This window comes from Pseudoxanthomonas taiwanensis (genome assembly GCF_010093135.1).
Taxonomy (GTDB): domain Bacteria; phylum Pseudomonadota; class Gammaproteobacteria; order Xanthomonadales; family Xanthomonadaceae; genus Pseudoxanthomonas; species Pseudoxanthomonas taiwanensis.
On the sequence record NZ_PDWK01000027.1, the window covers coordinates 1 to 26,541 of the forward strand.

Here is a 26,541-nt window from a genome sequence, read left to right on the forward strand (position 1 = left end):
GGAAGTCCGAAAGCGGGCTTGTTTCAGAGCGCGGGACGCGCTTGCGGAGCGCTTGAGCAGCGAGAAATCCGCGCTGCCGACCGAGTCGGGGGCTTCGCCGGGTCGAATTTCAACAGGCTGCTAGCGCGCGTCGTCCACCCGCGCGGCCGCCGCGTCGGCCTCGGCGGCCGGATCCCAGCCGCCTTCCTGCGGGGTTCCGTCCGCCCGGTCGTCATTCACGGCCATCTGCCACTTGCGCCCCCTCTTCCCGCAGTCGTCGATGTCGGCCCGGGTGAGGGTGGCGTAGGGGCCGAACTCCGGGATCGCCGCGGCCAGCGCCTGCTGCCGGGCCATCAGGTCCGGCAGGCGCGCGCACACCAGGCGCCCGGCCTGCTCCTCGATGCGGCTGCCCTCGGCCTTGAGCCTGTGTTTGTACTGCTCGCGGTTGCCGGTGAGCATGGCCATCACCGCGCCGGTGGCCGCCTTCATGCCCAGGCGGGCGCCTTCCGCGCCCAGCGCCGCGCCCTCGGCGGCCAGGTCCACCAGCTGTTCGCGGTAGGCCAGCAGCTGGCCGCGCTGGGTCTCGTCCAGCTCCACCGGCCTGCCTTCGATCAGCAGGTCACCCTGCGGGGTGATCTCCGCCTCGGGCAGGTCCTCGATCCGGCCCATCTGGACGGTCAGGCCCGACTTGCCGCCGATGCCGATGTTGCGGCGGGCCAGGTTGTCGCGGGCCAGTTGCCAGGCCTTCTGCGAGGTCCGGCTGAGCCCGGCCGGCGCGCGGTCCGCGTCGGCCGGGGGATCGCTGCGGCCGCAGGCGGCCAGGGGCAGCAGCAGGGCCAGGGCCAGCACATGCAATGCGCGCATCGGATCCTCCTGTGGCTCAGCGCCGGGCGAACTGGCGACGTACCTCTTCCTCGCAGTCGTCCACGTCCTCCGCCCGCAGGGTGGCATAGGGCCTGAACTCCGGCAGCGAGGCGGCCAGGCGGTCCTGGGTGTCCAGCAGCGCCGGCAGGCTGCGGCACAGGCTTTCCAGGCCCGGCTGCAGGCTGGCCATCACGGTCTTCTCGATCTTGCGTTCCAGGCTGCCGGTCATCGCGCCGACCAGCAGGCTGAACATGTTGCGGTCCACCACCTCCAGCGCGGCCTGGGCCGAGACCTCGCCCAGCTCGATGCCGGCCAGGGCCAGCTGCACCACCTGGCTGCGGTAGTCGAGCAGCTGCCGGCGCTGGTCGGCATTGATGGCCACCGCCTCGCCCTCGATCAGGAAGTCGCCCTCCGGGGTGATCTCCGCCCGCGGCAGGTCGTTGCGGGCGCGCCTGTCCTGGCTGCCGAAGCGCAGGCTGCGGCCCACCTCCAGGTTGCCGGTTTCCAGCTCGGTGCGGGCCTTGGCCAGTTCGCGCTGCACTTCCTTGCGCGCCTCGGCCAGTTCGGAGGCCAGCACGCCGTCGTTGCCGGCCAGGGCGGGTGCCGCGTACGCCGCGGGCAGGAGGCCGGCCAGCAGCAGCGGCAGGAACCGGGGGGTGCTCTTGGATTTCATGTTCGTCTCCCTGTGTCAGTTGCGCCGGGGCACGTCGACCGTGCCGCGGACACCCTGGTGGCGGACGTCGCCGCTGCCGACCGAGCCGACCGACAGGCCGGCCGCACCGTTGACGTCCACATCGCCCGAACCCACGCGGTCGATCCGGACCGCGCCGTCCACCCGGCGCAGGCGTGCATCGCCCGAGCCGATGGAACCGATCTGCACGTCGCCGCGCACGCCGTCCAGGACCAGGTCGCCCGAGCCGATGGGGCCGACCGAAACGGCGCCGGCGATTTCGCGCGCCTTGAGGTCGCCGGAGCCGATCGCCAGCACCCGCAGCGGGCCGGCGCCGTCGATCTTCACGTCGCCGGAGCCGAGCTTGACCGTGACCGGGCCGCGGATGCGATGCAGCCCGACATCGCCCGAGCCCACGTCGGCGCTGGCCGAGGCGGCGCCTTCCAGGTAGGCGTCGCCGGAGCCGACCACCAGCTGCACCAGCCGGTCGGCGGGCACGGTGCCTTCCACCTCCAGCACCGCGTCGCGGCTGCCGAACAGGCCGATCAGGCCGGAGGCCGGCTCGCGCCACAGGCGCACCACCAGGGTGCCGTCGCGCTTCTCCTGGGTGACGCTCACGCCCGGCAGCCACTTGGCGTCGCGGGCGCAGGCGCGGCCGCGCAGCACGTGCTGCGCGGCGGCGGTGGCGCGCAGGCGCACGTCGAACTGGTTGGTCTCGAACCGGATCCGCTCCACGCCGTCCAGGTCCAGGGTCAGCTCGATGCGCTGGACGTTGGCGCCGGCGCAGGGATCGGCGGCGGCCACGGACAGCGGGGCCAGCAGCAGCAAGGGCAGGATCAGCAGGGTACGCATGGGCTTCCTCCGGGATCAGGCTTCGTCGCGCCAGCGGCGCAGCTGCACGGCTGCGGCCAGGAGGGCCGCGCCCACGGCGGCGCCGATCCAGATGTCGATGCCGCCGTACACCTCCAGGCCGTTGGCCTGGTCGAGCACGGCCAGCACCATCTCGCCCGGATCCCTGGCCTCGTCCAGACGGATGCCCAGGCCCTGCAGCGCCCAGCTGCCCGGGATCACGCTCATCAGGCCGCGGAACACCGCCACGTACCACAGCAGCCCATGGGGCACGCCCAGGCCGGTGACCAGGCCCAGCACGCTGACGATGGTGCAGGCCAGGATCGGCACCAGCACCGCCCACAGGAACGGCTTGCTGCGCACGAAGGCCGAGCAGAACATCAGCCAGCCCACCGTCGGCAGCGACCACAGCAGCTGCAGCGGCAGGGACGCCAGCAGGCGGCCGGTCACGGCGAAGGGATGGGCGTGGGTGATGATGGCCAGCGGGTGCGGCATGCCGCCGGCGGCCATGGCGACCATCGCCACCAGCCACAGCACCAGGCCGACCAGCAGGCCGATCGCCAGCGCCAGCAGCGGCGCCAGCAGCAGGGCCCAGGCGGCCTTGGAGAGCACGGTCTGCGCGTCGGACACCGGCATGGACTTCCAGAACAGCGCGCTGCGGTCGCGGCGGTCGTCGTACAGGCTGCCCAGGGCGTAGAAGAACACCACGAAGGCCAGCACCATGGCGGTCACCGTGCAGCCGGCCAGCAGCAGGGCGTCACCGGCCGCGCCAACGCTGTTCATGTAGGAGGCGGTGTCGTCCACCTGGCGCAGCGCCGGGTCGGCGCCGCGAGTCTGGACCACGCCCAGCACCGCCAGCAGCAGCGCGACCAGCACGCAGATGCCGCCGGTGATGGCCGGGGCCCAGAGGAAGCCGCCGCGGTTCTCCCAGTATTCGCGCCGGAGCAGCCAGTGGAAGGTCCGGAACCAGCGGTTGCCGGTCACGGGGGTGGCGATGGCATTCATGCGTAGGTTCCTTTCATGATGGCGACGAACAGGTCGGCCAGGCCGGGGGGGCGGACCTCGCCGAGGGCGGCGGCGCGTTCCGGCGCCAGCCCGTCGTACAGCAGCACGCTCTTGCCGAAGGGCAGGGCACGCTCGTCGATCGGACCCAGGGCACGGGCCTCCTCGAGGCGGTCGGCGCCGACCAGCACCTCGCTGAAGCGCTCGGCCAGGTGGTCCATGTCGGCCGAGAGCACGATCCGGCCGTCGCGGATGAACAGCACGTCGGTGAGGATGTGTTCGATCTCCTCGACCTGGTGGGTGGTGACCAGGATGGTCTTCTGCTCGTCGAAGTAGTCCTCCAGCAGGCGCTGGTAGAACTGCTTGCGGTACAGGATGTCCAGGCCCAGGGTCGGCTCGTCCAGCACCAGCAGGCGGGCATCGATGGCCATCACCAGGGCCAGGTGCAGCTGCACGATCATGCCCTTGGACATCTCGCGCACCCGCAGCTTCGGGTGCAGCTGGGTGTTGGCCAGGAAGCGCTCGCACTTGGCACGGTCGAAGCGGGGATGCACGCCGGCGACGAAGTCGATCGCCTCGCGCACCCGCATCCAGCGCGGCAGCACCGCCACGTCGGCGATGAAGCACACCTGTCTCATCAGTTCGTCGCGCTGGGTGCGCGGATCCATGCCCAGCACGCGCAGCTGGCCCTCGAACGGGGTCAGGCCAAGGATGGCCTTCAGTGCGGTGGTCTTGCCCGCGCCGTTGGGGCCGATCAGGCCGACGATGCGCCCGGCGCCGATGTCGAAGTCGGCACCGGCCACCGCGAGCTTGTGCTTGTAGGCCTTGCGCAGGCCACGGGCGGACACCACGGTGTCGGTCGTGATCGCATTCATCGGTCGTTCCCCAGGGATGCCAGCAGTTCTTCGACGGAAAGGCCCAGGCGCTGGATGCGCTCCACCACCGCGGGCCATTCCTCCTTCAGGAAGCGCTCGCGCTCGGTGCTGCGCAGCTTCCTGGCGGCCTCCTCGGTGACGAACATGCCCAGGCCGCGCCGCTTCTCCACCAGGCCCTCGTCGGCCAGTTCCTGGTAGGCGCGGGAGACGGTGATCGGGTTGAGCTGGTACTCGGCCGCCACCTGCCGGACCGAGGGCAAGGCCTCACCCGGCTTGAGCAGGCCGTCCAGCATCATCGCGATCACGCGCTCCTTCAGCTGGCGGTAGATTGGAGCGCCGTCGCTCCATTGGATGTCGCTCATTGGGTCAACCCTGTGGGCGCAGTGACTGCGCGAAGGAAAAGTAGGGCATGGCGGTCGAGGCCCACACCCGCCGTGCCGGCCGCCGCGCTTCCTGCGCCTCCGCCGCCGGCCGGGCTTGCGTCGCCGCGGCCGCGTCGGGTCCATAATCGCCGGGGTGTGGCCGCCCGGCGGCCGGCAGGCAGCCGGCCAGGGCGGCCAGCGCCACGGCCGCGCCCGTCGCGACGAGCCAGGCTCGGCTTGCGGAGGGAATGCGCTTCATGGGCTTCCTGCTCTGGGCGACTGGTGTTGTATTCAACTATAACACCGAAACACGGAGCGTCAACCCCCTGTCCCACGCCAACGGCGATCCGTTCAGGACGCCCCGTCCGGAGATCCGGAAATGAACCCCAAGTCCCTGATTCTTTCGGTTTTCCTTGCCGGCGCCGCGGGTGCGGCGGCGGCCGCCGGCCCGGCCCTGCTGGACCTGGAGTACCGCCCGCTGGCCGGCCGGGAGAAGGTGAACCTGGCCGAACGCCACCACGGCCAGGTGCTGCTGGTGGTCAACACCGCCAGCAAGTGCGGCTACACGCCCCAGTACGAGGGGCTGGAGGCGCTGCACCAGCGCTACGCCGCGCGCGGCTTCGCGGTGCTCGGCTTCCCGTCCAACGACTTCCGTGGGCAGGAACCGGGCAGCGAGGAGGAGATCCAGCAGTTCTGCACGCTCACCTACGGGGTGAAGTTCCCCATGTACGAGAAGGTGCGCGTCACCGGCGAAGAGGCCACGCCACTGTACCGGCGCCTGGCCGAGGCCACGGGGACCGCGCCGGGCTGGAACTTCCACAAGTATCTGGTCTCGCGCGACGGCCGGGTGGTCGGACAGTGGCCGAGCAAGGTCACGCCCGACGATCCGGAGCTGGTGGCCGCCATCGAGCGCGAGCTGCAGGCGCCGGTGCCGGCGCGCTGACCGCAGCCGCCGGCCCATGCGACAATGCCGTGGTGCCGGCACCTGGCCGGTGTTTCGAACCAACCAACGGAACCTGAGAATGAACAACCGCATGCGCGGCGCCCTGGCGTCGCTGGTGATCGGAGCGAGTCTGACGGCGGGCACCGCCCTGGCGCAGGACAAGGCGGTGCTGGCCACCGAAAAGGACAAGGTCAGCTACGCGATCGGCCTGGACGTGGCCCGTGCGTTCCAGCCGATCGCCCAGGACGTCGACGTGGCGGCCATGCAGCGCGCGGTGGCCAACGCCTTCGCCGGCGGCCAGCCGCTGCAGTCCGAGGAGGAGGCCATGGCCACCGACGCGGCCCTGCGCACCGCGCTGGCCGTGCGTTCCGGCCAGCGCGTGCCGGGCATGCCGCCGGGCGCCGAGCCGCCGGTGCCGGCCAAGGAGAAGGTGGGCCTGATGCTGGGCGACCGCGCGGTCGGCCCGTCGCTGGTGCCGCTGAAGGACGAGATCGACCTGGACGTGATGTTCCAGGCCGTGCGCACCGCGTTCGCCCAGGGCACGCCGCTGCTGACCGAGCAGGAGGCGGCCGCCACCCTGCAGGACTTCATGACCCGCAAGCGCCAGGCCGAGGCCGAGCGCAACCGCGCCGAGGGCGAGGCCTTCCTGGCCGAGAACCGCAAGCAGAAGGGCGTGATCACCACCGCCTCCGGCCTGCAGTACATGGTGCTGCGCGAGGGCAGCGGCCCGCGTCCGGCGCCCACCGACACCGTGCGCGTCAACTACGAGGGCAGGCTGCTGGACGGCACCGTGTTCGACAGCTCCTACCAGCGCGGCCAGCCGGCCGAGTTTCCGCTGACCGCGGTGATCGCGGGCTGGACCGAGGGCGTGGCCCTGATGCCGGTCGGCGCCAAGTACCGCTTCTGGATCCCGTCGGACCTGGCCTACGGTGCCAACGGCGCGCCGGGCGGCAAGATCGGCCCGAACGCCACCCTGACCTTCGACGTCGAGCTGCTGGGCATCGCCCCGTAAGACGGCGGCCCTGGAGGCACGATGCGCGTCGCGATCTTCGGCACCGGCTACGTCGGCCTGGTCACCGGCACCTGCCTGGCCGAGGTCGGCCACGAGGTGGTGTGCGTGGACGTGGACGAGGCCAAGATCCGCGGCCTGGAGCAGGGCGTCGTTCCGATCTACGAACCCGGGCTGGAGCCGATGGTGCAGGCCAACCACGCCGCCGGCCGGCTGCGTTTCACCACCGACGCGGCCCGGGCGGTCGCCCACGGCGAGGTGCTTTTCATCGCCGTGGGCACGCCGCCGGACGAGGACGGCAGCGCCGACCTGCAGTACGTGCTGGCGGTGGCGCGCACCATCGGTCGCCACATCGAGCGGCCGGTGGTGGTGGTGGACAAGTCCACCGTCCCGGTCGGCACCGCCGACCGGGTGCGCGAGGTGATCGCCGCGGAGCTGGCCGCGCGCGGTGTGGAGATGCCGTTCGACGTGGTCTCCAACCCGGAGTTCCTGAAGGAGGGCGACGCGGTCAACGACTGCATGCGCCCGGACCGCATCGTCATCGGCGCCGACAACCCGGAGGCGGCGGCGCGCCTGCGCCGCCTGTACGCGCCGTTCAGCCGCAACCACGACCGCTTCGTGTTCATGGACGTGCGCTCGGCCGAGCTGACCAAGTACGCGGCCAACGCCATGCTGGCGACCAAGATCAGCTTCATGAACGAGATCGCCAACATCGCCGAGCGCGTGGGCGCGGACGTGGAGATGGTGCGCAAGGGCATCGGCTCGGATCCGCGCATCGGCTGGCATTTCATCTACGCCGGCGCCGGCTACGGCGGCTCGTGCTTCCCCAAGGACGTGCAGGCGCTGGCCCGCACCGCCCGGCAGCACGGCTACGTGCCGCAGCTGCTGGAGGCGGTGGAGGCGGTCAACGACCGCCAGAAGGGCCACCTGTTCGAGCTGATCCAGCGCCACTACGACCGTGGCGAGGACGAGGGCGTGCGTGGCAAGGTGTTCGCGGTGTGGGGCCTGGCCTTCAAGCCCGACACCGACGATATGCGCGAGGCCTCCAGCCGCCGCCTGCTGGCGCAGCTGTGGGAGGCCGGCGCGCGCGTGCGCGCCTACGACCCGGAAGCGATGGACGAGGCCATGCGCATCTTCGGCCAGCGCCCGGACCTGGAGCTGTGCCCGTCGGCCCAGGCGGCGCTGGAGGGCGCCGACGCGCTGGTGATCGTCACCGAGTGGAAGGAGTTCCGCAGTCCGGACTTCGCCCGGCTGCAGGCAGCCCTCGGCGACGCGGTGGTGTTCGACGGGCGCAACCTGTACGACCCGCAGGAGGTCGAGGCCGCCGGCCTGGCCTACTACGGCATCGGCCGCGGCCGCTCGGTACGCATCCCTTCGTGAGGTGACGGCTATGGTGGCAGGCATGGACGAGGACGCCCTGGAACAGCGTCTGGTGGAGCTGGAAACGCGCCTGGCCTTCCAGGAACAGGCCCTGGCCGAGCTGAGCCAGGCCCTGGCCGAGATGCGCCTGGAGCGCGCCCGCACGGACGAACTGCTGCACGCGGTGCTGGCCGACCTGCGCGGCCTGCGCGGCGCGCTGTACGCCGACCCGGCCAGCGAGCCGCCGCCCCCGCATTACTGAGGATTCCACGCGGCCCGCCGCCGGGCCGCGCCGCTTTCCGTTCCACGCGCCGTTGCCGGCGCCAACCCGCACGACACGATGACCGAAAGCCTTCGCGACCAGTTGCTCAGTCTCGGTTTCAAGCCCGCGCCCCGGCCCGAACGCAGGCCCGGTGGGCCCAGGGGGCAGGGCCGCAAGGGCGGTCCGGACGCGGGCAAGGGCGCGCGCAAGGGGCAGGGCGCCCAGGGCGCCGGCCCGCAGGGCCAGCGCACGCCCGCCGAGGAGGCCGAGATCGACCTGGGCAAGGCCTGGGCGCTGCGCGCCGAGGCGGAGAAGCGCGAGCGCCTGGAGGCCGAGCGCCGCAAGCAGGAGGAGGCGCGCCAGCGCCGCGAGGCCCGGGCCAGGCTCGAGGCGCTGCTGGAGGGCAAGGCGCTCAACCACCCGGAGGCCGAGATCGCCCGCCACTTCGAGTACGGCGGCAAGATCAAGCGCGTCTACGTCACCCCCGAGCAGCTGAAGGCGCTCAACGCCGGCCAGCTGGGCGTGGTCCAGCTCAACGGCCGCTACCTGCTGGTGGACGCCGGGGTGCTGGCCCAGGCCGAGGCCATCTTCCCGGCGGCCATCGCCCTGAAGGTGGACCCGGACGCGCCGGCCGAGGACGACCCCTGCGCCGACCCGCGCTACCAGGTGCCCGACGACCTGGTCTGGTGAGGGCGCGCGGCCGCTTGCCCCCGCGCCGCCGGCGCGGCTAGCCTGCCCGGACCATGGACACGCCGATCCGACTCCTCATCCACGGTGCCTCTGGCCGCATGGGCCAGGCCCTGCTGCGCCTGGCCGCGGCCGAGCCGGCGCGCTGGCGGGTGGTGGCCGCGGTGACCGGCCGCGCCCCCGCGCAGCGGGTGGTGGACGGCGTGCCGTTCTTCGCCGCCGCCGAGCTGGGCGGCGTGCCCGCGTTCGACGCGGCCGTGGATTTCAGTCAGCCGGACGGGCTGGAGCCGCTGCTGGCCCTGTGCCGCGCCCGCCGCGCGCTGCTGGTGTCCGGCACCACCGGCCTGGCGCCGGCCCAGCACGGGGCCATCGCCGCCGCCGCCACGGAGATCCCAGTGCTCTGGGCCTCCAACTTCAGCGTCGGCGTGGCGGTGCTGGCCGAGCTGGTGGAGCGGGCCGCGCGCGCGCTGCCGGGCTGGGACTGCGACATCGTCGAGGCCCACCACGTGCACAAGAAGGACGCGCCCTCGGGCACGGCGCTGAGCCTGGGCGCGGCGGCGGAGGCCGGCGGCGCCCGGCCGCGCTACGCCAGCCTGCGTGCCGGCGACATCGTCGGCGAGCACCTGGTGCAGCTGGCCGGGCAGGGCGAGCGCCTGGAGCTGGTGCACCGCGCCACCGACCGCGACATCTTCGCCCGTGGCGCGCTGGACGCGGCCGCGCGCCTGGCCGGCCGCCCGCCCGGGCTGTACACGATGCGCGGCCTGCTGTTCGGTGAAGGCTGAAACCATCACCCGCGTGCCGCCGCGGCGTTCCCTTTTCACGCCGCCGCCAGTACAATTCCGACTCGCCTGTTGACTCAAACCCGGACCGGAGAGACGCCGAGTCCGCGGTTTTTTGCAGCCCGGCTCCGGCCGGCGGCGGCAAGCAGGGCTCCCCCATCTCAAGGCGAACGACGTGACCCAACCCGCAATCCTCGTCCTCGAAGACGGCACCGTGTTCGAGGGCGAATCCGTAGGCGCCAGCGGCCTGTCGGTCGGCGAAGTGGTGTTCAACACCGCCATGACCGGCTACCAGGAGATCCTCACCGACCCCTCGTATGCCCGCCAGCTGGTCACGCTGACCTATCCGCACATCGGCAACACCGGCTGCAACGACCAGGACGACGAGGCCAACCGGGTGTGGGCCGCCGGCCTGATCGTGCGCGACGTGCCGCGCCGGCCGAGCAACTGGCGCAGCCAGGCCCGCCTGCAGGACTGGCTGGCCCAGCGCGGCGTGGTGGCCATCGCCGGCATCGACACCCGCAAGCTGACCCGCCTCCTGCGCGAGCGCGGCGCCCAGAACGGCGCGCTGCTGGCCGCCGCTCCCGGCGAAATGCCGGACGTGGACAAGGCGCTGGAGGCCGCGCGCAAGTTCCCGGGGCTGAAGGGCATGGACCTAGCCAAGGTGGTCAGCACCAGCGGGCGCTACACCTGGACCGAGGGCCAGCTGGACCTGGACCGCAACGCCTTCGTCCAGGCGGAGAGGAAGTTCCGGGTGGTGGCCTACGACTTCGGCGTGAAGACCAACATCCTGCGCATGCTGGCCGAGCGTGGCTGCGAGGTGACGGTGGTGCCGGCGCAGACCCCGGCGGCCGAAGTGCTGGCCATGCGGCCGGACGGCGTGTTCCTGTCCAACGGCCCGGGCGACCCGGAGCCGTGCGACTACGCCATCGCCGCCATCCGCGAGTTCATCGCCCGCAAGGTGCCGCTGTTCGGCATCTGCCTGGGCCACCAGCTGCTGGCGCTGGCCGCCGGCGCGCGCACCGTCAAGATGGGCCACGGCCACCACGGCGCCAACCACCCGGTGATCGACCTGGCCAGCGGCCGGGTGATGATCACCTCGCAGAACCACGGCTTCGCGGTGGACGAGTCCACCCTGCCGGCCAACGTGCGCGTCACCCACCGCTCGCTGTTCGACGGCACCAACCAGGGCATCGAGCTGACCGACGCGCCGGCGTTCTCGTTCCAGGGACATCCGGAGGCATCCCCGGGCCCGCACGACGTGGCGCCGCTGTTCGACCGCTTCGTCGCCTCCATGGCCGCCTGAGGCGGCCGCCGGAGTCCAGACACACCGGTCCGGCGCCGCCCAGGCCCGGACCGCGGCGCCCACGGCGCCAGGAACCAAGCAGGGAACCAGATGCCCAAGCGCACCGACATCCAGACCATCCTCATCATCGGCGCCGGCCCGATCGTCATCGGCCAGGCCTGCGAGTTCGACTACTCGGGCGCGCAGGCGTGCAAGGCGCTGCGCGAGGAGGGCTACCGGGTGGTGCTGGTCAACAGCAACCCGGCCACCATCATGACCGACCCCGAGATGGCGGATGCGGTCTACATCGAGCCGATCAACTGGCAGACGGTCGAGAAGATCATCGCCAAGGAGCGCCCGGACGCGCTGCTGCCGACCATGGGCGGCCAGACCGCACTCAACTGCGCCCTGGACCTGGCCGACAATGGTGTACTGGATAAGTACGGCGTCGAGCTGATCGGCGCCTCGCGCGAGGCCATCCGCATGGCCGAGGACCGCGAGCTGTTCCGCGTGGCCATGCAGGAGATCGGCCTGGAGTGCCCCAAGGCCGAGGTCGCCCGCAGCTTCGAGCAGGCCCTGGAGATCCAGGCCAGGGTCGGCTTCCCGACCATCATCCGCCCGTCCTTCACCCTGGGCGGCAGCGGCGGCGGCATCGCCTACAACCGCGAGGAGTTCGAGGAGATCGTCAAGCGCGGCCTGGAGCTGTCGCCGGTGCACGAGGTCCTCATCGAGGAGTCGGTGCTGGGCTGGAAGGAGTTCGAGATGGAGGTGGTCCGCGACAAGGCGGACAACTGCATCATCGTCTGCTCCATCGAGAACCTGGACCCGATGGGCGTGCACACCGGCGACTCGATCACGGTGGCCCCGGCCCAGACCCTGACCGACAAGGAATACCAGCGCCTGCGCGACGTCTCGATCGCGGTGCTGCGCAAGATCGGCGTGGACACCGGCGGTTCGAACGTGCAGTTCGGCATCAACCCGCGCACCGGCCGCGTGGTGGTGATCGAGATGAACCCGCGCGTGTCGCGCTCCTCGGCGCTGGCCTCCAAGGCCACCGGCTTCCCGATCGCCAAGGTCGCGGCCAAGCTGGCGGTGGGCTACACCCTGGACGAGCTGAAGAACGAGATCACCGGCGGCAGGACCCCGGCCTCGTTCGAACCGGCCATCGACTACGTGGTGACCAAGGTCCCGCGCTTCGCCTTCGAGAAGTTCCCGCAGGCCGACGCGCGCCTGACCACGCAGATGAAGTCGGTGGGCGAGGTCATGGCCATCGGCCGCACCTTCCGCGAGTCGGTGCAGAAGGCCCTGCGCGGCCTGGAGACCGGCAAGGTCGGCTTCGATCCGACCGGCCTGGACCTGGGCTGCGCCGAGGACCTGGCCCGCCTGCGCCACGAGCTCAAGGCGCCCGGCCCGGACCGTCTGTTCTACGTGGCCGACGCCTTCCGCGCCGGCATGAGCGTGGAGGAGGTGCACGCGCTGTCGGCGATCGATCCGTGGTTCCTGGACCAGATCGAGGAGATCGTCCTGGAGGAGAAGCGGGTGGCCGCCGAGGGCCTGGAGGCGCTGGACGCCCGGCGCCTGCGCAAGCTCAAGCGCGACGGCTTCTCCGACGCGCGCCTGGCGCAGCTGACCGGCACCAACGAGGCGGCGGTGCGCGCCCTGCGCCGGGCGCTCAACGTGCGCCCGGTGTACAAGCGCGTCGACTCCTGCGCGGCCGAGTTCGCCACCACCACCGCCTACCTGTACTCGACCTACGAGGACGAGTGCGAAGCCAACCCGTCCAACCGTGACAAGATCATGATCCTGGGCGGCGGCCCCAACCGCATCGGCCAGGGCATCGAGTTCGACTACTGCTGCGTCCACGCCGCCCTCGCCCTGCGCGAGGACGGGTACGAGACCATCATGGTCAACTGCAACCCGGAGACGGTCTCCACCGACTACGACACCTCCGACCGCCTGTACTTCGAGCCGCTCACGCTCGAGGACGTGCTGGAGATCGTCGAGGTCGAGCAGCCCAAGGGCGTGATCGTGCAGTTCGGCGGCCAGACCCCGCTCAAGCTCGCCCGCGCGCTGGAGGCCAACGGCGTGCCGGTGATCGGCACCACCCCGGATTCGATCGACCTGGCCGAGGACCGCGAGCGCTTCCAGCAGCTGGTGGACCGGCTGGGCCTGAAGCAGCCGCCGAACCGCACCGCGCGCACCGCCGAGGAGGCGCTGACCCTGGCGCGCGAGATCGGCTACCCTCTGGTGGTGCGCCCGTCCTACGTGCTGGGCGGCCGCGCCATGGAGATCGTGTACGGCGAGGCCGACCTGGCCCGCTACGTGCGCGACGCGGTGAAGGTGTCCAACGACTCGCCGGTGCTGCTGGACCGCTTCCTCGACAACGCCGTCGAGGTGGACGTGGACCTGATCGCCGACGCCGACGGCAACACCCTGATCGGCGGTGTGATGGAGCACATCGAGGAGGCCGGCGTGCACTCGGGCGACTCGTCCTGCTCGCTGCCGCCGTACTCGCTCTCGCAGGCCACCCAGGACGAGCTGCGCCGGCAGGTGCGCGAGCTGGCCAGGGCGCTGAAGGTGGTCGGTCTGATGAACACCCAGTTCGCCATCCAGGCCAATGGCGACGGCACCGACACGGTGTACCTGCTGGAGGTCAACCCGCGCGCCTCGCGCACCGTGCCGTTCGTGTCCAAGGCCACCGGCGTGCCGCTGGCCAAGATCGCCGCGCGCTGCATGGCCGGCCGCACCCTGGCCGAGCAGGGTGCCACCCGCGAGGTGGTGCCGACCTACTACTCGGTCAAGGAGGCGATCTTCCCGTTCGCCAAGTTCCAGGGCGTGGACCCGATCCTGGGCCCGGAGATGCGCTCCACCGGCGAGGTGATGGGCGTGGGCCGCAGCTTCGGCGCCGCCTTCGCCCGGGCCCAGGAGGCCGGCGGCATCCGCGAGCCGAAGCCGGGCAAGGCCTTCGTCTCGGTGCGCGACCCGGACAAGCAGCGCGTGCTGCCGGTGGCCCGGGCCCTGGTCGGCCGCGGCTTCACCCTGGTGGCCACCCGCGGCACCGCGGCCTGGCTGCAGGAGAACGGCCTGGAGTGCGAGGTGGTCAACAAGGTGACCGAGGGCCGCCCGCACATCGTGGACGCGATCAAGAACGGCGAGATCGCCTACATCGTCAACACCACCGAGGGGCGGCAGGCCATCGCCGACTCGTTCTCGATCCGGCGTGAGGCCTTGCAGCACCGGGTGACGTATTCCACCACCGTGGCCGGCGCCCGCGCGCTGGTCCATTCGCTGGAGTTCCGCGGCACCGGCCCGGTGTGGTCGCTGCAGGAACTGCACAAGGAGTTGCAATCGTGAGAGCCCCCATGACGCTGAAAGGCGCCCAGCGCCTGCGTGAGGAGCTGGAATACCTCAAGTCCGTCAAGCGGCCGGAGATCATCGCCGCCATCGCCGAGGCCCGCGCCCACGGCGACCTGCGCGAGAACGCCGAGTACCACGCCGCGCGCGAGCAGCAGGGCTTCATCGAGGGCCGCATCAAGCAGCTGGAGAGCGAGCTTTCGCACGCCGACATCATCGACGTGAGCAAGCTCAACGCCGGCAGCCGGGTGGTGTTCGGCGCCACCGTGACCCTGGCCGACGTGGAGACCGACGAGGAGGTGCGCTACCAGATCGTCGGCGACCTGGAGGCCGACATCAAACAGGGCCTGATCGCCATTTCCTCGCCGGTGGCCCGCGCGCTGATCGGCAAGGAGGAGGGTGACACCGTGGTGATCGAGGCGCCCGGCGGCAAGCGCGAGTACGAGATCGCGGGCGTGGCCTACATCGGCTGAGCCATGGCCTCCATCACGCTGCTGCTGCCGGAGCGGTCGCGCCTGCCGGGCGCGCTCCCGGCGGCAGCCGCGCGCGCCCTGGGCCGCGCCGACCGCGAGCAGGGGCAGGCGGGCAGCGACGCGCAGCTGCGCCGCCACTTCCTCCTGCCCGAGCAGTGGTCGGCGGCGGCGCTGACCCGCCAGCTGGACTGCGGCGACGCCGCCGGCGCCCTGTGGCTGCGCGCCGACCCGGCGCACGTGGCCCCGGACATCAACGGCGCACGCCTGCTGGGCTGGGGCGAGGGCCTGGGCGTGGACCAGGCCGACACCGACGCGCTGCTGCCCACCCTGCGTCCGCTGTTCGGCGACGCCGGCCTGCAACTGGACGCGCCGCATCCGGCGCGCTGGTACCTGCGCCTGCCGCATGGCATCCGCCTGCCGGAGTTCACCGCGCCGGAGGAGGCCGCCGGCGAGGACCTGTTCGCCGTGCTGCCGCAGGGCAGCTCGGACGAAGCGCGGCGCTGGCGTGCCCTGATCACCGAGGTGCAGGTGCTGCTGCACCACCATCCCTGGAACCGCGAGCGCGCCGCGCAGGGCCGGCCGGCGATCAACGCGCTGTGGTTCTGGGGCGGCGGCACCGTGCCGGAGCAGGTGCGCGGCCCGTACATGAACGTGCGCAGCCGCGACCCGCTGCTGCAGGCGCTGGCCCGTGCCGCCGGCGCCTCCATCGCCACGCCCGCCGATCCCGGTACGGGGGTGGTCGGCGACAGCCTGGTGGACCTGCGCCACCTGCGCACGCTGGAGGTGTTCGCCTTGCAGGCGCTGCCGCCGCTGCTGCGGTCCATGGCGCGGGGCGAATACGACGCGCTGCTGCTGGACTTCGAGGACGGCACGCGCTTCCGCCTGACCCGCGGGCAGCGCTGGCGCTGGTGGCGGCGGCCGCTGGCCGCACTGGCGGAATGAGCATGGCGCGGCCGGCCGCATGACCCCGGCGATGCCCAGGATCCGGCGCCGCGACCCGGTGCCCTGCGGCGGCGGCTGGCCGGACACGGTGCCGCCGCTGCTGCGCCGCATCTACGCCGCGCGCGGCGCCAGTGCCTGGGAGCTGGCGCAGCCGCGCCTGGCCGCGCTGGCGCCGCCGGACACCCTCACCGGCATCGACGCGGCCGCCGCGCTGCTGGAGGCGGCCATCCTCGAAGACCGCCACATCGTGGTGGTGGGCGACTTCGACTGCGATGGCGCCACCGCCTGCGCGGTGGGCGTGCGCGGCCTGCGCATGCTCGGCGCCCGCCGCGTCTCGCACGCGGTGCCCAACCGCATGGTCCATGGCTACGGCCTGTCGCCGGCGCTGGTCGAGGAGCTGGCGGCGCTGCGCCCGGAGCTGCTGCTGACCGTGGACCACGGCATCGCCTGCCATGCCGGCGTGGCGGCGGCGCGTGCGCGCGGCTGGCAGGTGCTGGTCACCGACCACCACCTGCCGGGGCAGCAGCTGCCGCCGGCCGACGCCATCGTCAATCCGAACCTGCCCGGCGACGCCTTCCCGAGCAAGGCGCTGGCCGGCGTGGGCGTGATCTTCTACGTGCTGCTGGCCCTGCGCCGGCGCATGCGCGAGGCCGGGCGCTTCCCCGGCGGCGTGCAGCCGGACCTGACCACCCTGCTGGACCTGGTGGCGGTGGGCACGGTGGCGGACCTGGTGCCGCTGGACACCAACAACCGCGCCCTGGTCGCCGCCGGCCTGCGCCAGCTGCGCGCCGGCCGCGGCTGCGCCGGACTGCGCGCGCTGATCGAAGTCTGCGGCCGCCAGCCGGCCTGCCTGACCGCCGCCGACATCGGTTTCGCCATCGGCCCGCGCCTGAACGCCGCCGGCCGCCTGGAGGACATGGCGCTGGGCATCGAATGCCTGCTGACCGACGACCCGGAGCGGGCGCGCGAGCTGGCCGCCATCCTCGACGGGATCAATGCCGAGCGCCGCGCGGTGCAGCAGGCCATGACCGACGACGCCGAGGCGGCGCTGGCGCGCGCGCGCCTGGACGCGGCGGCGCTGGCGCCGTGCCTGTTCGACCCGGACTGGCACCCGGGCGTGGTCGGCCTGGTCGCCTCGAAGATCAAGGAGCGGCTGTACCGGCCGGTGATCGCCTTCGCCCCGGCCGAACCGGGCGCGGCCGTGCTGCGCGGCTCGGCGCGTTCGATCCCCGGCTTCCACATCCGCGACGCGCTGGCGGCGGTGGACACCGCCCATCCGGGGCTGGTGCAGCGCTTCGGCGGCCACGCCATGGCCGCCGGCCTGACCCTGGAGCTGGAGAAGCTGCCGGCCTTCGAGCAGGCCTGGCAGGCGCATGCCGCGCGCGTGCTGGACCGGGCCATGCTCCAGGCCGAGCTGCTCAGCGACGGCGAGCTGCTGCCGCAGGAACTGGACCGCTTCCACGCCGAGGCGCTGCGCGACGGCGGGCCGTGGGGGCAGGGCTTCCCCGAGCCGCTGTTCGACGGCCAGTTCGAGGTGCTGGACTGGCGCGTGGTCGGCGAGCGCCACCTGCGCCTGCGCCTGCGCCATCCCGGCGGGCGCGAGCCGCTGTCGGCGATCCGCTTCGGCGGCTGGCAGGGCCGGGAGCCGCCGCGGCGCCTGCACCTGGCCTACCGTCTGGTGCCGGACGACTACCGCGGCGCCCGGGCGGTGCAGCTGACCATCGAGCATTTCGAGCCGGCGTAGGTCCCTCAGCCGGCCGGTTCCGCCGCCCGTGTCCGCGCGCCGCGCGCGGCGGCCTCCCGCTTCAGGCCGAACAGCGGCCGCAGCAGGGGCACGCGGCGGACCAGCTCGTACCGGGCCAGGCACAGGGCGAAGGTGGCCAGCACCAGCAGCGGGCCTTCCGCCAGCGGCGGCAGGTCCAGCGGCTTGAGCCGGTGTGCCAGCACCACGATCACGGTCTGGTGCAGGATGTGGACCGGGAACACCGCCGCCGCCAGGTAGTGCAGCAGCGGCGAGTCGCCCGGGGCCAGGCGCCGGGCCAGGCCCGGCACCGCCACGATCGCGCACCACTGGTCCACGCCCCATGCCACGCGCATGGCCAGGCGCAGCCCGTCCGGCGGCTCGCCCCGGGCGAAGTGCGCCATGTACGCGGCCAGGCCCGCCCAGCTCGGCAGCCACAGCAGCAGCGCCGGCCGGCGCAGGCGCACGGCCGCATCCCGGAAGCCGTCGCGGCGCGCCACCAGGAAGCCGAGCAGGAACACGCCGAAGTACTGCGCGTGGTCGTACCAGTCGTCCACCAGGGCATGGGTCGAAGCGAAGCGGCCGACGAGCAGCCGCCGCGCCAGGCCCAGCGCCAGCCCCGGCCACAGCAGCAGGCCCAGCGTGACAGCGGCGACGCGCGCGTGGCCCTGGAGGACGGCAGCGTGCTGCCGTGCACCCGGCGCTACCGCCAGGCCCTGCGCGAGCGCATCGAGGGCCAGGGGAGCACGGCTACGGCAGTTCCGGCAGCAGCCCCACCCCCAGTCGGTTGAGTGCGTTGACCACCGCCACCGCCATGGTCAGGGTGGCGATGCCGGCATCGTCGAAGTGCGGCTTCAGCGCCTCGTAGTCCGCCTCGTCCGGCGCGCGCGAGGGCAGGGCGGTCAGCGCCTCGGCCCACGCCAGGGCGGCGCGTTCGCGCGCGTCGAACAGGTGGCCATGGCGCCAGCCGGGCAGGGTGTCCAGCTTGTGCGGATCCACGCCGGCGCGGCGCAGGGCGGCGCTGTGCAGGTCCATGCAGAAGGCGCAGCCGTTGATCTGGGACACACGCAGGAACACCAGGTCCACCAGGTCCGGTTCCAGCACCCCGGCATGCACGGCGGTGGCGGCGGCACGCAGTGCCTCCACGGCGGCGGGAACGTGGCGCGGGTATTCGACGCGGCGATAGCGCATGGGCAACGGGCTCCATGCCGGCCACCATGGCCGGCTTCACCCCCAGGACACGCATGCCGCCGCCGCCGTGACAGACAGCTTGTCCGGATTGGTGATGGTGTACAGCGCGGTGATCCGGCCGCTGGCGCTGGCGGCCACGGTGAGGCCGGTCAGGCGGCCGCCATGGCGGCGCAGGATCGCCGGCTGGCCGTTGGCCCGCCCCAGGTCCCAGCATTCCTCCGGCGGATGCCGCCGCGCCAGCACCCAGTACAGGCGCACGATGCGCTCGGCCCCGTGCAGCGGCCGGATCGCGGCCAGCGCCTTGCCGCCGCCGTCGGACAGCAGTTGCGCGTCGGCATGCAGCAGGGCCTGCACGGCCTCGCGGTCGCCGGTGCGGGCGGCGTGCATGAACCTTTCCAGCAGTACGCGGTGCCGGCGCGGGTCCACCGTGAAGCGGGGCCGGGCCGCGGCGACGCGCATGCGCGCGCGCCGCACCATCTGCCGGCACGCGGCCTGGCTGCGGCCGAGCAGGGCGGCGATGGCGGCGTAGTCGTGGTCGAACACCTCGCGCAGCAGGAATGCGGCCCGCTCCTCCGGGCCGAGGCGCTCCAGCACGGCGAGGAAGGCCAGCGAGACCTGCTCGGCGCGCTCCAGCAGCTGGCCGGGCCCGGGGGCGTCGTCGGGTGGTGGGGCTGCGTCGGCGTCGATCCGCGCCGGCTCCGGCAGCCAGGGACCGGGATAGGCCTCGCGCTGCCGGCGCGCGGCGCGCAGCCGGTCGATGCCCAGGCGCGTGGCGGTGGTCACCGGCCATGCGGCCGGATCGGCGATGGCGGCGTGGTCGGCGCCCTGCCAGCGCAGCCAGGTGTCCTGGACCACGTCCTCGGCGTCGGCGCGGGTGCCCAGCAGCCGGTAGGCCAGGGCCAGCAGGTGCGGGCGGTGGCGATGGAAGATGTCGATCGGTTCCATTGGCACCAGGACGGAACGGCGTGCGCCGGTGTGACAGCCATCCCCGGCCACCGGGCCACTTTGGCCTAAAATGGGCGGGTTTTCCCGCCCGCCGAGAGCCAGCCGTGACCGTTTCCGCCCAGAACCAGACCTCCAACGCCCCGGTGTCCATCCGCCAGGAGGACCTGATCCAGTCGATCGCCGACGCGCTGCAGTACATCTCGTACTACCACCCGGTGGACTACATCCGGAACCTGGCCGCCGCCTACGAGCGCGAGGAATCGCCCGCGGCCAGGGACGCGATGGCGCAGATCCTGATCAACTCGCGCATGTGCGCCGAAGGCCACCGCCCGATCTGCCAGGACACCGGCATCGTCACCGTGTTCCTGGAGGTGGGCATGGACGTGCGCTGGGAGGGCTTCACCGGCTCGCTCGAGGACGCGGTGAACGAGGGCGTGCGGCGCGCCTACAACCACCCGGACAACAAGCTGCGCGCCAGCGTGCTGGCCGATCCGGCCGGCAGGCGCCAGAACACCCGCGACAACACCCCGGCGGTGATCAACGTGAAGATCGTGCCGGGCAACAAGGTGGATGTGATCGTCGCGGCCAAGGGCGGCGGCTCGGAGGCCAAGAGCAAGTTCGTCATGCTCAACCCGTCCGACTCCATCGTCGACTGGGTGCTCAGGACCGTGCCGACCATGGGCGCCGGCTGGTGCCCGCCGGGCATCCTGGGCATCGGCATCGGCGGCACCGCCGAGAAGGCGATGCTGCTGGCCAAGGAAGCGCTGATGGAGCCGATCGACATCCAGGAGCTGATCGCGCGCGGCCCGTCCAACCGCATCGAAGAGCTGCGCCTGGAGATCTACGAGAAGGTCAACGCGCTGGGCATCGGCGCGCAGGGCCTGGGCGGCCTGACCACGGTGCTGGACGTCAAGATCAAGGACTACCCGACCCACGCGGCCAACCTGCCGGTGGCGATGATCCCCAACTGCGCCGCCACCCGCCACGCCCACTTCACCCTGGACGGCAGCGGCCCGGTGGCGCTGGAGCCGCCGTCGCTGGAGGACTGGCCCAAGCTCACCTACGACGCCTCCAAGGGGCGCCGCGTCAACCTGGACACGGTCACCCGCGAGGAGGTGGCCAGCTGGAAGCCGGGCGAGGTGCTGCTGCTCAGCGGCAAGCTGCTCACCGGCCGCGACGCCGCGCACAAGCGCATGGTGGACATGCTCAACCGCGGCGAGAAGCTGCCGGTGGACTTCACCAACCGCTTCATCTACTACGTCGGCCCGGTGGATCCGGTGCGTGATGAGGTGGTCGGCCCGGCCGGCCCCACCACCGCCACCCGCATGGACAAGTTCACCGAGCAGGTGCTGGCGCAGACCGGCCTGCTGGGCATGATCGGCAAGGCCGAGCGCGGCCCGGCGGCGATCGAGGCCATCCGCAGGCACCGCTCCGCCTACCTGATCGCGGTCGGCGGCGCCGCCTACCTGGTGTCCAAGGCGATCAAGGCCGCGCGCGTGGTCGCCTTCGAGGACCTGGGCATGGAGGCCATCTACGAGTTCGAGGTCAAGGACATGCCGGTGACCGTGGCGGTGGACTCCACCGGCGAGTCGGTGCACCAGACCGGCCCGCGCCAGTGGCAGGCCCGGATCGGCAAGATCCCGGTCGTGGTGGAATAAGCCAAGCGGTCCCGAGCGAAGCCGGCCCGGCGCCGGCTTCGCCTTTCGAGGGAGGACGGAGCATGCAGGCGATCCTGTACGGCGCGCCGAGCACGGCCGCCAGCATCGTGCACTGGCTGCTGCTGGAGCTGGGCATCGCCCACGAACTGCGCCTGCTGGACCTGGAGCAGGGCCAGCAGCGCTCGCCGGAATACCTGGCCATCAACCCGCAGGGGCGGGTGCCGGCACTGGTGCTGGACGGGCAGGTGCTGACCGAATCGGTCGGCATCGCCATGCACCGGGCCGACCTGCATCCGCAGGCCGGTCTGGCGCCGGCGCCGGGCACGCCGGAGCGCGGCGACTACTGCCGCTGGATGCTGTTCTGCGCCGGCACGCTGATCCCGCCTACCGCCGCTGGTTCCACCCGGAAGAGCCGGCCGGCGAGGCGCACGTGGCGGCGGTGAAGGAACGGGTGCGCGCGGAGATCGAGGCGGCCTGGGAGCTGGTCGCCGGCCACCTGGCCGCCCGTGGCCCGTACCTCCCGGGCGGGCGCCGCAGCGCCGCCGACTTCGTGCTCACCGTGCTGATGCGCTGGTCGCGCAACATGCCGCGGCCCACCGACACCTGGCCGCCGCTGCACGCGCTGGCGCAGCGGATGAAGGCGCTGCCGTCGTTCCGCGAGCTGTACGCGCGCGAAGGCCTGGCCGACTGGACCTGAGCGGCCGGGTGGGCGTTCAGTCGAGCAGTTCCAGCACGGTCTCCGGCGGCCGGCACAGGCGGATGCCGCGCGGGGTGATGACCACCGGGCGGTTGATCAGCACAGGATGGGCCAGCATGGCCTCCAGCAGGGCCGCGTCGTCGGCCCAGGCCAGGCCCAGCTCGGCGTAGAGCGGTTCCTTGCTGCGCACCAGGGCGCGTTGCGCCGCCGCAGGCCTCGGCCACCTTCTCCAGGGTGGCGCGGTCCGGCGGCCGGGCCAGGTAGTCCACCACGGCCGGTTCGATGCCGCGTCCGCGCAGCAGCTGCAGCGCGCCGCGCGAGTTGGAGCAGCGCGGGTTGTGCCAGATGGTGACCTGCATCAGAACCACTCCAGCAGGGCGAAACCGATGCCCACGTAAGTGGCCTTGTGGTTGTAGTCGATCATGCTCTCGCCGTAACCGTCGAACACCTGCACGTGGCCGCGCAGGAGGTTGTTGATCGGGAAGCCCCAGTCGAACTGCAGCGAGCCGTGCGCGCGGTCGCCGCCGCGCAGCGAGTGGCGCGCGGTCAGGCTCAGCTCGTGGCCGTTGCGGTTGTACACCAGCAGGGCGTCGCCGCGGCCGATGTAGTCCTCGATGTCCGGGTTGTTGTCGTCGCGCGCGCTCTCCTTGACCCGGTACCAGGGACGCAGCACCAGCGCCCAGTTGTCGCGGTCCAGGCCGGCAGTGAAGATCACCCGGTTCCAGCTGCGCGAGAGCGGGTCGCTGCGGCCGTTGGACTGGTGGTTGATGCCCACGCTCATCATCCGCCCCTTCCAGCCGAACAGGCTGTAGTTGTTGCGGAACACCAGCATCACTTCCGGTTCGTAGTTGGTCTCGCGGAATGGGCGCGAGGACTCGGCGTTGTAGGCCTGCCAGCGCGAGCTCTGGGTGTAGCCGGCCCAGATGTCGCCGTTGCCGCCGAACAGGTCCTCGGCCAGCTTGGTCTTGAAGCTGATCTGGAACTTGGCCTCGACGCTGTCCAGCTCCTCAGGCGTGGTGACGGTGTTGTTCGGGTTGGGCGAATGCGGGCGCGTGTTCGGCTTGCTGGTCCAGAACGCCGGCAGCGCGTACACCGGCTTGTAGGCGCGCAGCTGGAAGATGCCGAGCTTGGAGTCCTTGGCCAGTTCCCAACGGCTGTCCAGCAGCGAGCCGCGCCCGGCGTTGGCGATGGCCTCGCGGTACAGGTCCTGGCGGAACAGCTCGTAGGTGCGCGGCGAGGCCGGGTCCGGGGCCTGCGCGGCGGCCTCCGCGCGCTCGCGCTCGGCCAGCTCCTGCAGCTGGCTGGCCTGCTCGGCGATCTGGTCGGCCTCCTGCGCCCGGGGCGCCTGGTAGCCGAGCGCGGCGTCGTAGCAGGCCAGGCGCTGCGGCCCGGAGGCGATGGCCAGGCAGGCCTCGGCGGTGGCCGGGCGGGCGGTGATCTCCTGCGCCGCCAGCGGCGGGGCGAGGAGGGCGGGCGCCAGCAGCAGCGCCCGCGGAAGCAGGGTGCGGTTGTCCATGCGAACTCCGACGGGCTGGGTTTCAGAAGAACCAGGCCAGGATGAACAGGCCGAGCATGGCGAAGGCCAGCGCCAGCTTCAAGGCTGCCCCGAGCAGCAGGCCCAGCCAGGTGCCCAGGCCCACCCGCGCGGCCCGCGGCAGGTCGCGCACGTGCCACAGCTCGCCGAGCAGGGCGCCGATGAACGGGCCCAGCACCAGTCCGGGCAGGCCGAAGGCCAGGCCGACCAGGGCACCCAGGGCCGCACCCCATACCGCCAGCGGTCCGGCGCCGACGCGGCGGGCGCCGAGGGCGGCGGCCAGGAGGTCCACGGCCAGCGACAGCGCGGTCAGCAGGCCCAGCACCACCAGTGTGCCGGCGCCGATGCGCTGGAAGTCCCCGGCCCAGGCGGCCAGCAGCATCCCCCCGAACACCAGCGGCAGCCCCGGCAGGGCGGGCAGGATGACTCCGGCCAGGCCGACGGCCACCAGCAGGGCGGCCAGGATGTAGAGCAGGGTGGTCGGGTCCATCGGGCCTCCGGGAAAGGGGCCGTACGGCCCCGTCCGGGGGCTTGCCGGCCACGTTTGCATTTGACCTGAACGAGGGGTAAGTTTGGGCTCGCTGCGCTTGGCAAGGTCACCGTGAACCGTGGCCTGATGCGGCAGGTCCCAGAGACGGTCCGCTACATCGTTACACCTCGCGTACTCCTTGCAACCAGCCGCCGCGGCAGCGGCGTAACCACCACCCAGCAACAGTTCGAGGAGTAGCAGTAATGGCAGAGCGCGAGACCGGCACCGTCAAGTGGTTCAACGACGCCAAGGGATTCGGCTTCATCAGCCGTGAGAACGGCGAGGACGTGTTCGTCCACTTCCGTGCCATCCAGATGCAGGGTTTCAAGAGCCTCAAGGAAGGCCAGAAGGTGACCTTCACCGTCGTCCAGGGCCAGAAGGGCCTGCAGGCCGACGCCGTGCAGACCGCCTGATTCCCGTCGAACCGGTGTACCGGAACGGCCCGCGCAAGCGGGCCGTTCCCTTTTGCACGCCTGCTCAGCGCAGGACCACGCGGCCGTTGACCACGCGCACGTAGGTGTTCTCGCGGATGCCGCCCAGATCGCGCTGGTTGATCACCACGGTGCGGCCGTCATCCATGCGCACGTGGATGTTGTAGGTGTCGTCCGTCACCCGGTTCTGGATGGCGTTGCCGGCCGCGGCGCCGGCGGCGGCGCCGGCCACGGTGGCGATGTTCTGGTTGCCCCTGCTGCCGCCGGTGCGGTCGGAGATCTCGCGGCCGGCGACCGCGCCGACGATGCCGCCCAGCACGGCGCCGGTCGCCGAGGGTGCGGTGCGGCCCGAGGCCACGGTCTCGATGCGGGTGACGATGCCGCAGTCGGCGCAGGCGGTCGGCGCGGACGGATAGGACGTTCCGTAGTTGCCGTAGCCGCCGTAGTTCGGGGAAGTGGTGCTGCAGCCGGCCAGGGCCAGGGTGCCGATGGCGGCGACGCAGAGCAGGCGGGACTTCATGGCGTTTCTCCTCGTTGGATGATGCCGATGGAAGCCGGTGCGCTCGGGCAGCGGATCCATGGGACGCATCGTCCGGCGTGGCGCGTGAATGGCGCGCCAACCGCGCGCCGTGGCGGCGCGCGGCGGGAAACCCGTCCCGGGGTTACCTGAAGTCGGCGTGGCAGGCCTTGCAGCCTTCGCCGATGCGCTTGACCGTGTCGTTCAGCTGCGCGCAATCGGCCGGCGGCGCGGCCAGCGCCTGGTCCAGGGTGGCGCGCATGCTGCTGGCGGCGCCGGCGAAGCGGGCGTCGTCGCGCAGGCCCGGGAAGGCCGGCTCCAGGTCGTTGGCCAGCAGGCGCAGGGTCTGCAGCCGCGGCAGGGTGTCGGCGGTGGTGCAGCGGTTGGCCTGGGCGGCGTCGCGCAGCTGGCCGCTCTGGCGCGCCATCACCTGCATCAGCGCCTCCGGGAACGGATCCGTGCGGGCCTGCAGCGCACGCAGCAGCATCACTGCCGCCACCACGCCGACCACCAGGCCGACGACGAACACCACGAGGTAGCGGGAGGCGGAAGAGGGGCGGCGGGCGGCTTCCGGGCTGGCCATCGAACGGACTCCATGGGTGAAGGGATGCACATGATAGTGGGGCGGCGGGGGCGATGGAGTCCGGGCCGCACCGATGGCGCGGCGGCTGCGCCGGGGCCGCGCGCCGGGTACCATTGCGCGCCATGCCCGCAGTCCGTCCCGCATCCGCGGCGCGCGCCGCCGCATTCCCGTCCGCGCACGCCTGTTCCCGTCCGCCGGAGCGCCGCCCATGAGTGCCCCCGCCGCGGTGGCGCTGCGCGCCGAACGCTTCTCCGGCATCGACCGGCTGTACGGGCGCGGTGCGGTGGAGGCCCTGGCCCGGTGCCGGGTGGTGGTGGTCGGCCTGGGCGGGGTCGGCTCGTGGATCGCCGAGGCGCTGGCGCGCTCGGCGGTGGGCGCGCTGGAACTGGTGGACGCCGACGATCTGTGCCTGTCCAACACCAACCGCCAGCTGCCGGCGCTGGACGGGCAGTACGGGCGCAACAAGGCCGAGGCCATGGCCGAGCGTTGCCGCGCCATCAATCCCACCGTCCAGGTGAGGCCGGTGCAGGCCTTCCTCACCGCTTCCAACCTGGAGGAGCTGCTGGGCGGCCGCCCGGACCTGGTGATCGACGCCTGCGACAGCTTCCGCACCAAGGTGGAGGCCATCGCCTGGTGCCGGCGGCGCAAGCAGCCGGTCCTGACCATCGGCTCGGCCGGCGGACGCACCGACCCGACCCTGGTGCGCGTGCGCGACCTTTCGCGCACCGAGCACGACGCCATGCTCGCCCTGGTGCGCAAGAAACTGCGCGGAGAGTTCAATTTCCCGAAGAACCCGCAGCGCTATTTCGGTGTGCCGGCGGTGTACTCGCTGGAGAACGTCAAGTACCCGCAGCCGGACGGCAGCGTGTGCGGCCTGCGCCCGCAGCTGGGCGCGGACGCGGCGCTGAAGCTGGACTGCGGCACCGGCCTGGGCGCGGCCACCCACATCACCGGCACCTTCGCCTTCGCCGCGGTGGGCAAGGCCCTGGAGATGCTGCTGCGCGGGCGCCAGGCCGCCTGA

Annotated in this window: 29 protein-coding genes and 2 pseudogenes; 16 read left to right on the forward strand and 15 right to left on the reverse strand. The window is 72.2% G+C overall.

Annotated features, from left to right (window positions below; translation table 11 throughout):
* Window positions 1-120 precede the first annotated feature (120 nt).
* Genes CR938_RS07040 through CR938_RS07070 form a run of 7 tightly spaced genes read right to left on the reverse strand, consistent with a single transcriptional unit; the run spans window position 121 to window position 4,860 of the window.
* Entirely contained in the window at window positions 121-843 is a 723-nt protein-coding gene (locus CR938_RS07040) for a hypothetical protein (protein ID WP_162124326.1), read from the reverse strand.
* A 16-nt stretch (window positions 844-859) separates the two neighbouring features.
* A complete protein-coding gene (locus CR938_RS07045) occupies window positions 860-1,516 on the reverse strand; it encodes a YggN family protein (RefSeq protein ID WP_162124327.1) in 657 nt (218 codons plus the stop codon).
* 15 nt (window positions 1,517-1,531) lie between these two features.
* Window positions 1,532-2,365: a DUF4097 family beta strand repeat-containing protein gene (locus CR938_RS07050; RefSeq protein WP_162124328.1), complete on the reverse strand. Its 834-nt coding sequence runs from the start codon at window positions 2,363-2,365 to the stop codon at window positions 1,532-1,534.
* Window positions 2,366-2,380: 15 nt separating this feature from the next.
* Entirely contained in the window at window positions 2,381-3,367 is a 987-nt protein-coding gene (locus tag CR938_RS07055; RefSeq protein ID WP_162124329.1) for an ABC transporter permease, read from the reverse strand.
* Window positions 3,364-4,239, reverse strand: coding sequence for an ABC transporter ATP-binding protein (locus CR938_RS07060; protein ID WP_162124330.1), 876 nt, complete (start codon window positions 4,237-4,239; stop codon window positions 3,364-3,366). Before CR938_RS07060 ends, CR938_RS07055 begins: the two co-directional genes overlap by 4 nt.
* Window positions 4,236-4,601 carry a GntR family transcriptional regulator gene (locus CR938_RS07065; protein WP_162124331.1) on the reverse strand — a complete coding sequence of 122 codons (366 nt, stop codon included), beginning with the start codon at window positions 4,599-4,601 and terminating at the stop codon, window positions 4,236-4,238. The genes CR938_RS07060 and CR938_RS07065 overlap by 4 nt, the downstream gene beginning before the upstream one ends.
* A gap of 4 nt (window positions 4,602-4,605) precedes the next feature.
* The gene (locus CR938_RS07070) at window positions 4,606-4,860 is read right to left on the reverse strand and encodes a hypothetical protein (protein ID WP_162124332.1); all 255 of its coding nucleotides are present in this window, start codon (window positions 4,858-4,860) and stop codon (window positions 4,606-4,608) included.
* Between the two features lie 120 nt (window positions 4,861-4,980).
* Here CR938_RS07070 and CR938_RS07075 point away from each other — a divergent pair, with 120 nt between their 5' ends.
* From CR938_RS07075 to recJ, 11 genes are all read left to right on the forward strand, one after another.
* A complete protein-coding gene (locus CR938_RS07075; protein WP_162124333.1) occupies window positions 4,981-5,544 on the forward strand; it encodes a glutathione peroxidase in 564 nt (187 codons plus the stop codon).
* A 79-nt stretch (window positions 5,545-5,623) separates the two neighbouring features.
* Window positions 5,624-6,556 carry an FKBP-type peptidyl-prolyl cis-trans isomerase gene (locus tag CR938_RS07080; protein WP_162124334.1) on the forward strand — a complete coding sequence of 311 codons (933 nt, stop codon included), beginning with the start codon at window positions 5,624-5,626 and terminating at the stop codon, window positions 6,554-6,556.
* 21 nt (window positions 6,557-6,577) lie between these two features.
* A complete protein-coding gene (locus CR938_RS07085) occupies window positions 6,578-7,933 on the forward strand; it encodes a UDP-glucose dehydrogenase family protein (protein ID WP_162124335.1) in 1,356 nt (451 codons plus the stop codon).
* Window positions 7,934-7,955: 22 nt separating this feature from the next.
* The gene (locus CR938_RS07090) at window positions 7,956-8,174 is read left to right on the forward strand and encodes a SlyX family protein (RefSeq protein WP_425502423.1); all 219 of its coding nucleotides are present in this window, start codon (window positions 7,956-7,958) and stop codon (window positions 8,172-8,174) included.
* A gap of 78 nt (window positions 8,175-8,252) precedes the next feature.
* Complete coding sequence (locus CR938_RS07095) at window positions 8,253-8,864, forward strand: DUF2058 domain-containing protein (protein WP_162124337.1); 612 nt, start codon at window positions 8,253-8,255, stop codon at window positions 8,862-8,864.
* Between the two features lie 53 nt (window positions 8,865-8,917).
* On the forward strand, window positions 8,918-9,643 hold the full coding sequence (locus CR938_RS07100; RefSeq protein ID WP_162124338.1) for a 4-hydroxy-tetrahydrodipicolinate reductase: 726 nt from the start codon (window positions 8,918-8,920) through the stop codon (window positions 9,641-9,643).
* A gap of 172 nt (window positions 9,644-9,815) precedes the next feature.
* A complete protein-coding gene (gene carA, locus CR938_RS07105; protein ID WP_162124339.1) occupies window positions 9,816-10,946 on the forward strand; it encodes a glutamine-hydrolyzing carbamoyl-phosphate synthase small subunit in 1,131 nt (376 codons plus the stop codon).
* A 90-nt stretch (window positions 10,947-11,036) separates the two neighbouring features.
* The gene (gene carB, locus CR938_RS07110) at window positions 11,037-14,279 is read left to right on the forward strand and encodes a carbamoyl-phosphate synthase large subunit (RefSeq protein ID WP_162124340.1); all 3,243 of its coding nucleotides are present in this window, start codon (window positions 11,037-11,039) and stop codon (window positions 14,277-14,279) included.
* The gene (gene greA, locus CR938_RS07115; protein WP_162124341.1) at window positions 14,276-14,752 is read left to right on the forward strand and encodes a transcription elongation factor GreA; all 477 of its coding nucleotides are present in this window, start codon (window positions 14,276-14,278) and stop codon (window positions 14,750-14,752) included. The genes carB and greA overlap by 4 nt, the downstream gene beginning before the upstream one ends.
* Before the next feature lie 3 nt (window positions 14,753-14,755).
* Window positions 14,756-15,694 carry a phosphoglycerate mutase gene (locus CR938_RS07120; RefSeq protein ID WP_162124342.1) on the forward strand — a complete coding sequence of 313 codons (939 nt, stop codon included), beginning with the start codon at window positions 14,756-14,758 and terminating at the stop codon, window positions 15,692-15,694.
* Between the two features lie 19 nt (window positions 15,695-15,713).
* The gene (gene recJ / locus CR938_RS07125) at window positions 15,714-17,438 is read left to right on the forward strand and encodes a single-stranded-DNA-specific exonuclease RecJ (protein ID WP_162124343.1); all 1,725 of its coding nucleotides are present in this window, start codon (window positions 15,714-15,716) and stop codon (window positions 17,436-17,438) included.
* 5 nt (window positions 17,439-17,443) lie between these two features.
* On the opposite strand, the gene CR938_RS07130 is transcribed toward recJ, so the two are convergent.
* On the reverse strand, window positions 17,444-17,992 hold the full coding sequence (locus tag CR938_RS07130; RefSeq protein ID WP_246191004.1) for an acyltransferase family protein: 549 nt from the start codon (window positions 17,990-17,992) through the stop codon (window positions 17,444-17,446).
* 6 nt (window positions 17,993-17,998) lie between these two features.
* Between CR938_RS07130 and CR938_RS14595 the strand changes: the two genes are divergently transcribed.
* Complete coding sequence (locus CR938_RS14595; protein WP_162124344.1) at window positions 17,999-18,226, forward strand: hypothetical protein; 228 nt, start codon at window positions 17,999-18,001, stop codon at window positions 18,224-18,226.
* On the opposite strand, the gene CR938_RS07140 is transcribed toward CR938_RS14595, so the two are convergent.
* Together CR938_RS07140 and sigJ are read right to left on the reverse strand one after the other, a co-directional pair.
* Entirely contained in the window at window positions 18,186-18,626 is a 441-nt protein-coding gene (locus CR938_RS07140; protein WP_162124345.1) for a carboxymuconolactone decarboxylase family protein, read from the reverse strand. The genes CR938_RS14595 and CR938_RS07140 overlap by 41 nt on opposite strands.
* 36 nt (window positions 18,627-18,662) lie before the next feature.
* Entirely contained in the window at window positions 18,663-19,571 is a 909-nt protein-coding gene (sigJ, locus tag CR938_RS07145) for an RNA polymerase sigma factor SigJ (protein ID WP_162124346.1), read from the reverse strand.
* Between the two features lie 143 nt (window positions 19,572-19,714).
* Between sigJ and CR938_RS07150 the strand changes: the two genes are divergently transcribed.
* A complete protein-coding gene (locus CR938_RS07150) occupies window positions 19,715-21,229 on the forward strand; it encodes a fumarate hydratase (protein ID WP_162124358.1) in 1,515 nt (504 codons plus the stop codon).
* Between the two features lie 62 nt (window positions 21,230-21,291).
* A pseudogene (locus CR938_RS07155) lies at window positions 21,292-21,926 on the forward strand (glutathione S-transferase family protein).
* 16 nt (window positions 21,927-21,942) lie between these two features.
* Here the strand turns inward: CR938_RS07155 and CR938_RS07160 are convergent.
* The 3 genes and pseudogenes from CR938_RS07160 to CR938_RS07170 all read right to left on the reverse strand — a co-directional run.
* A pseudogene (locus CR938_RS07160) lies at window positions 21,943-22,176 on the reverse strand (ArsC/Spx/MgsR family protein); the annotation flags it as partial.
* A gap of 108 nt (window positions 22,177-22,284) precedes the next feature.
* Complete coding sequence (locus CR938_RS07165) at window positions 22,285-23,442, reverse strand: phospholipase A (RefSeq protein WP_162124347.1); 1,158 nt, start codon at window positions 23,440-23,442, stop codon at window positions 22,285-22,287.
* A 22-nt stretch (window positions 23,443-23,464) separates the two neighbouring features.
* Window positions 23,465-23,950, reverse strand: a complete 486-nt coding sequence (locus tag CR938_RS07170; RefSeq protein ID WP_162124348.1) for a DUF456 domain-containing protein — start codon at window positions 23,948-23,950, stop codon at window positions 23,465-23,467.
* 242 nt (window positions 23,951-24,192) lie between these two features.
* On the opposite strand from CR938_RS07170, the gene CR938_RS07175 reads away from it, so the two are divergent.
* Complete coding sequence (locus tag CR938_RS07175) at window positions 24,193-24,402, forward strand: cold-shock protein (protein WP_019397805.1); 210 nt, start codon at window positions 24,193-24,195, stop codon at window positions 24,400-24,402.
* 64 nt (window positions 24,403-24,466) lie between these two features.
* On the opposite strand, the gene CR938_RS07180 is transcribed toward CR938_RS07175, so the two are convergent.
* The gene (locus CR938_RS07180) at window positions 24,467-24,940 is read right to left on the reverse strand and encodes a glycine zipper 2TM domain-containing protein (protein ID WP_162124359.1); all 474 of its coding nucleotides are present in this window, start codon (window positions 24,938-24,940) and stop codon (window positions 24,467-24,469) included.
* A 142-nt stretch (window positions 24,941-25,082) separates the two neighbouring features.
* Window positions 25,083-25,520, reverse strand: a complete 438-nt coding sequence (locus CR938_RS07185; RefSeq protein ID WP_162124349.1) for a cytochrome c — start codon at window positions 25,518-25,520, stop codon at window positions 25,083-25,085.
* Window positions 25,521-25,728: 208 nt separating this feature from the next.
* Between CR938_RS07185 and CR938_RS07190 the strand changes: the two genes are divergently transcribed.
* Window positions 25,729-26,541, forward strand: coding sequence for a tRNA threonylcarbamoyladenosine dehydratase (locus tag CR938_RS07190; protein ID WP_162124350.1), 813 nt, complete (start codon window positions 25,729-25,731; stop codon window positions 26,539-26,541).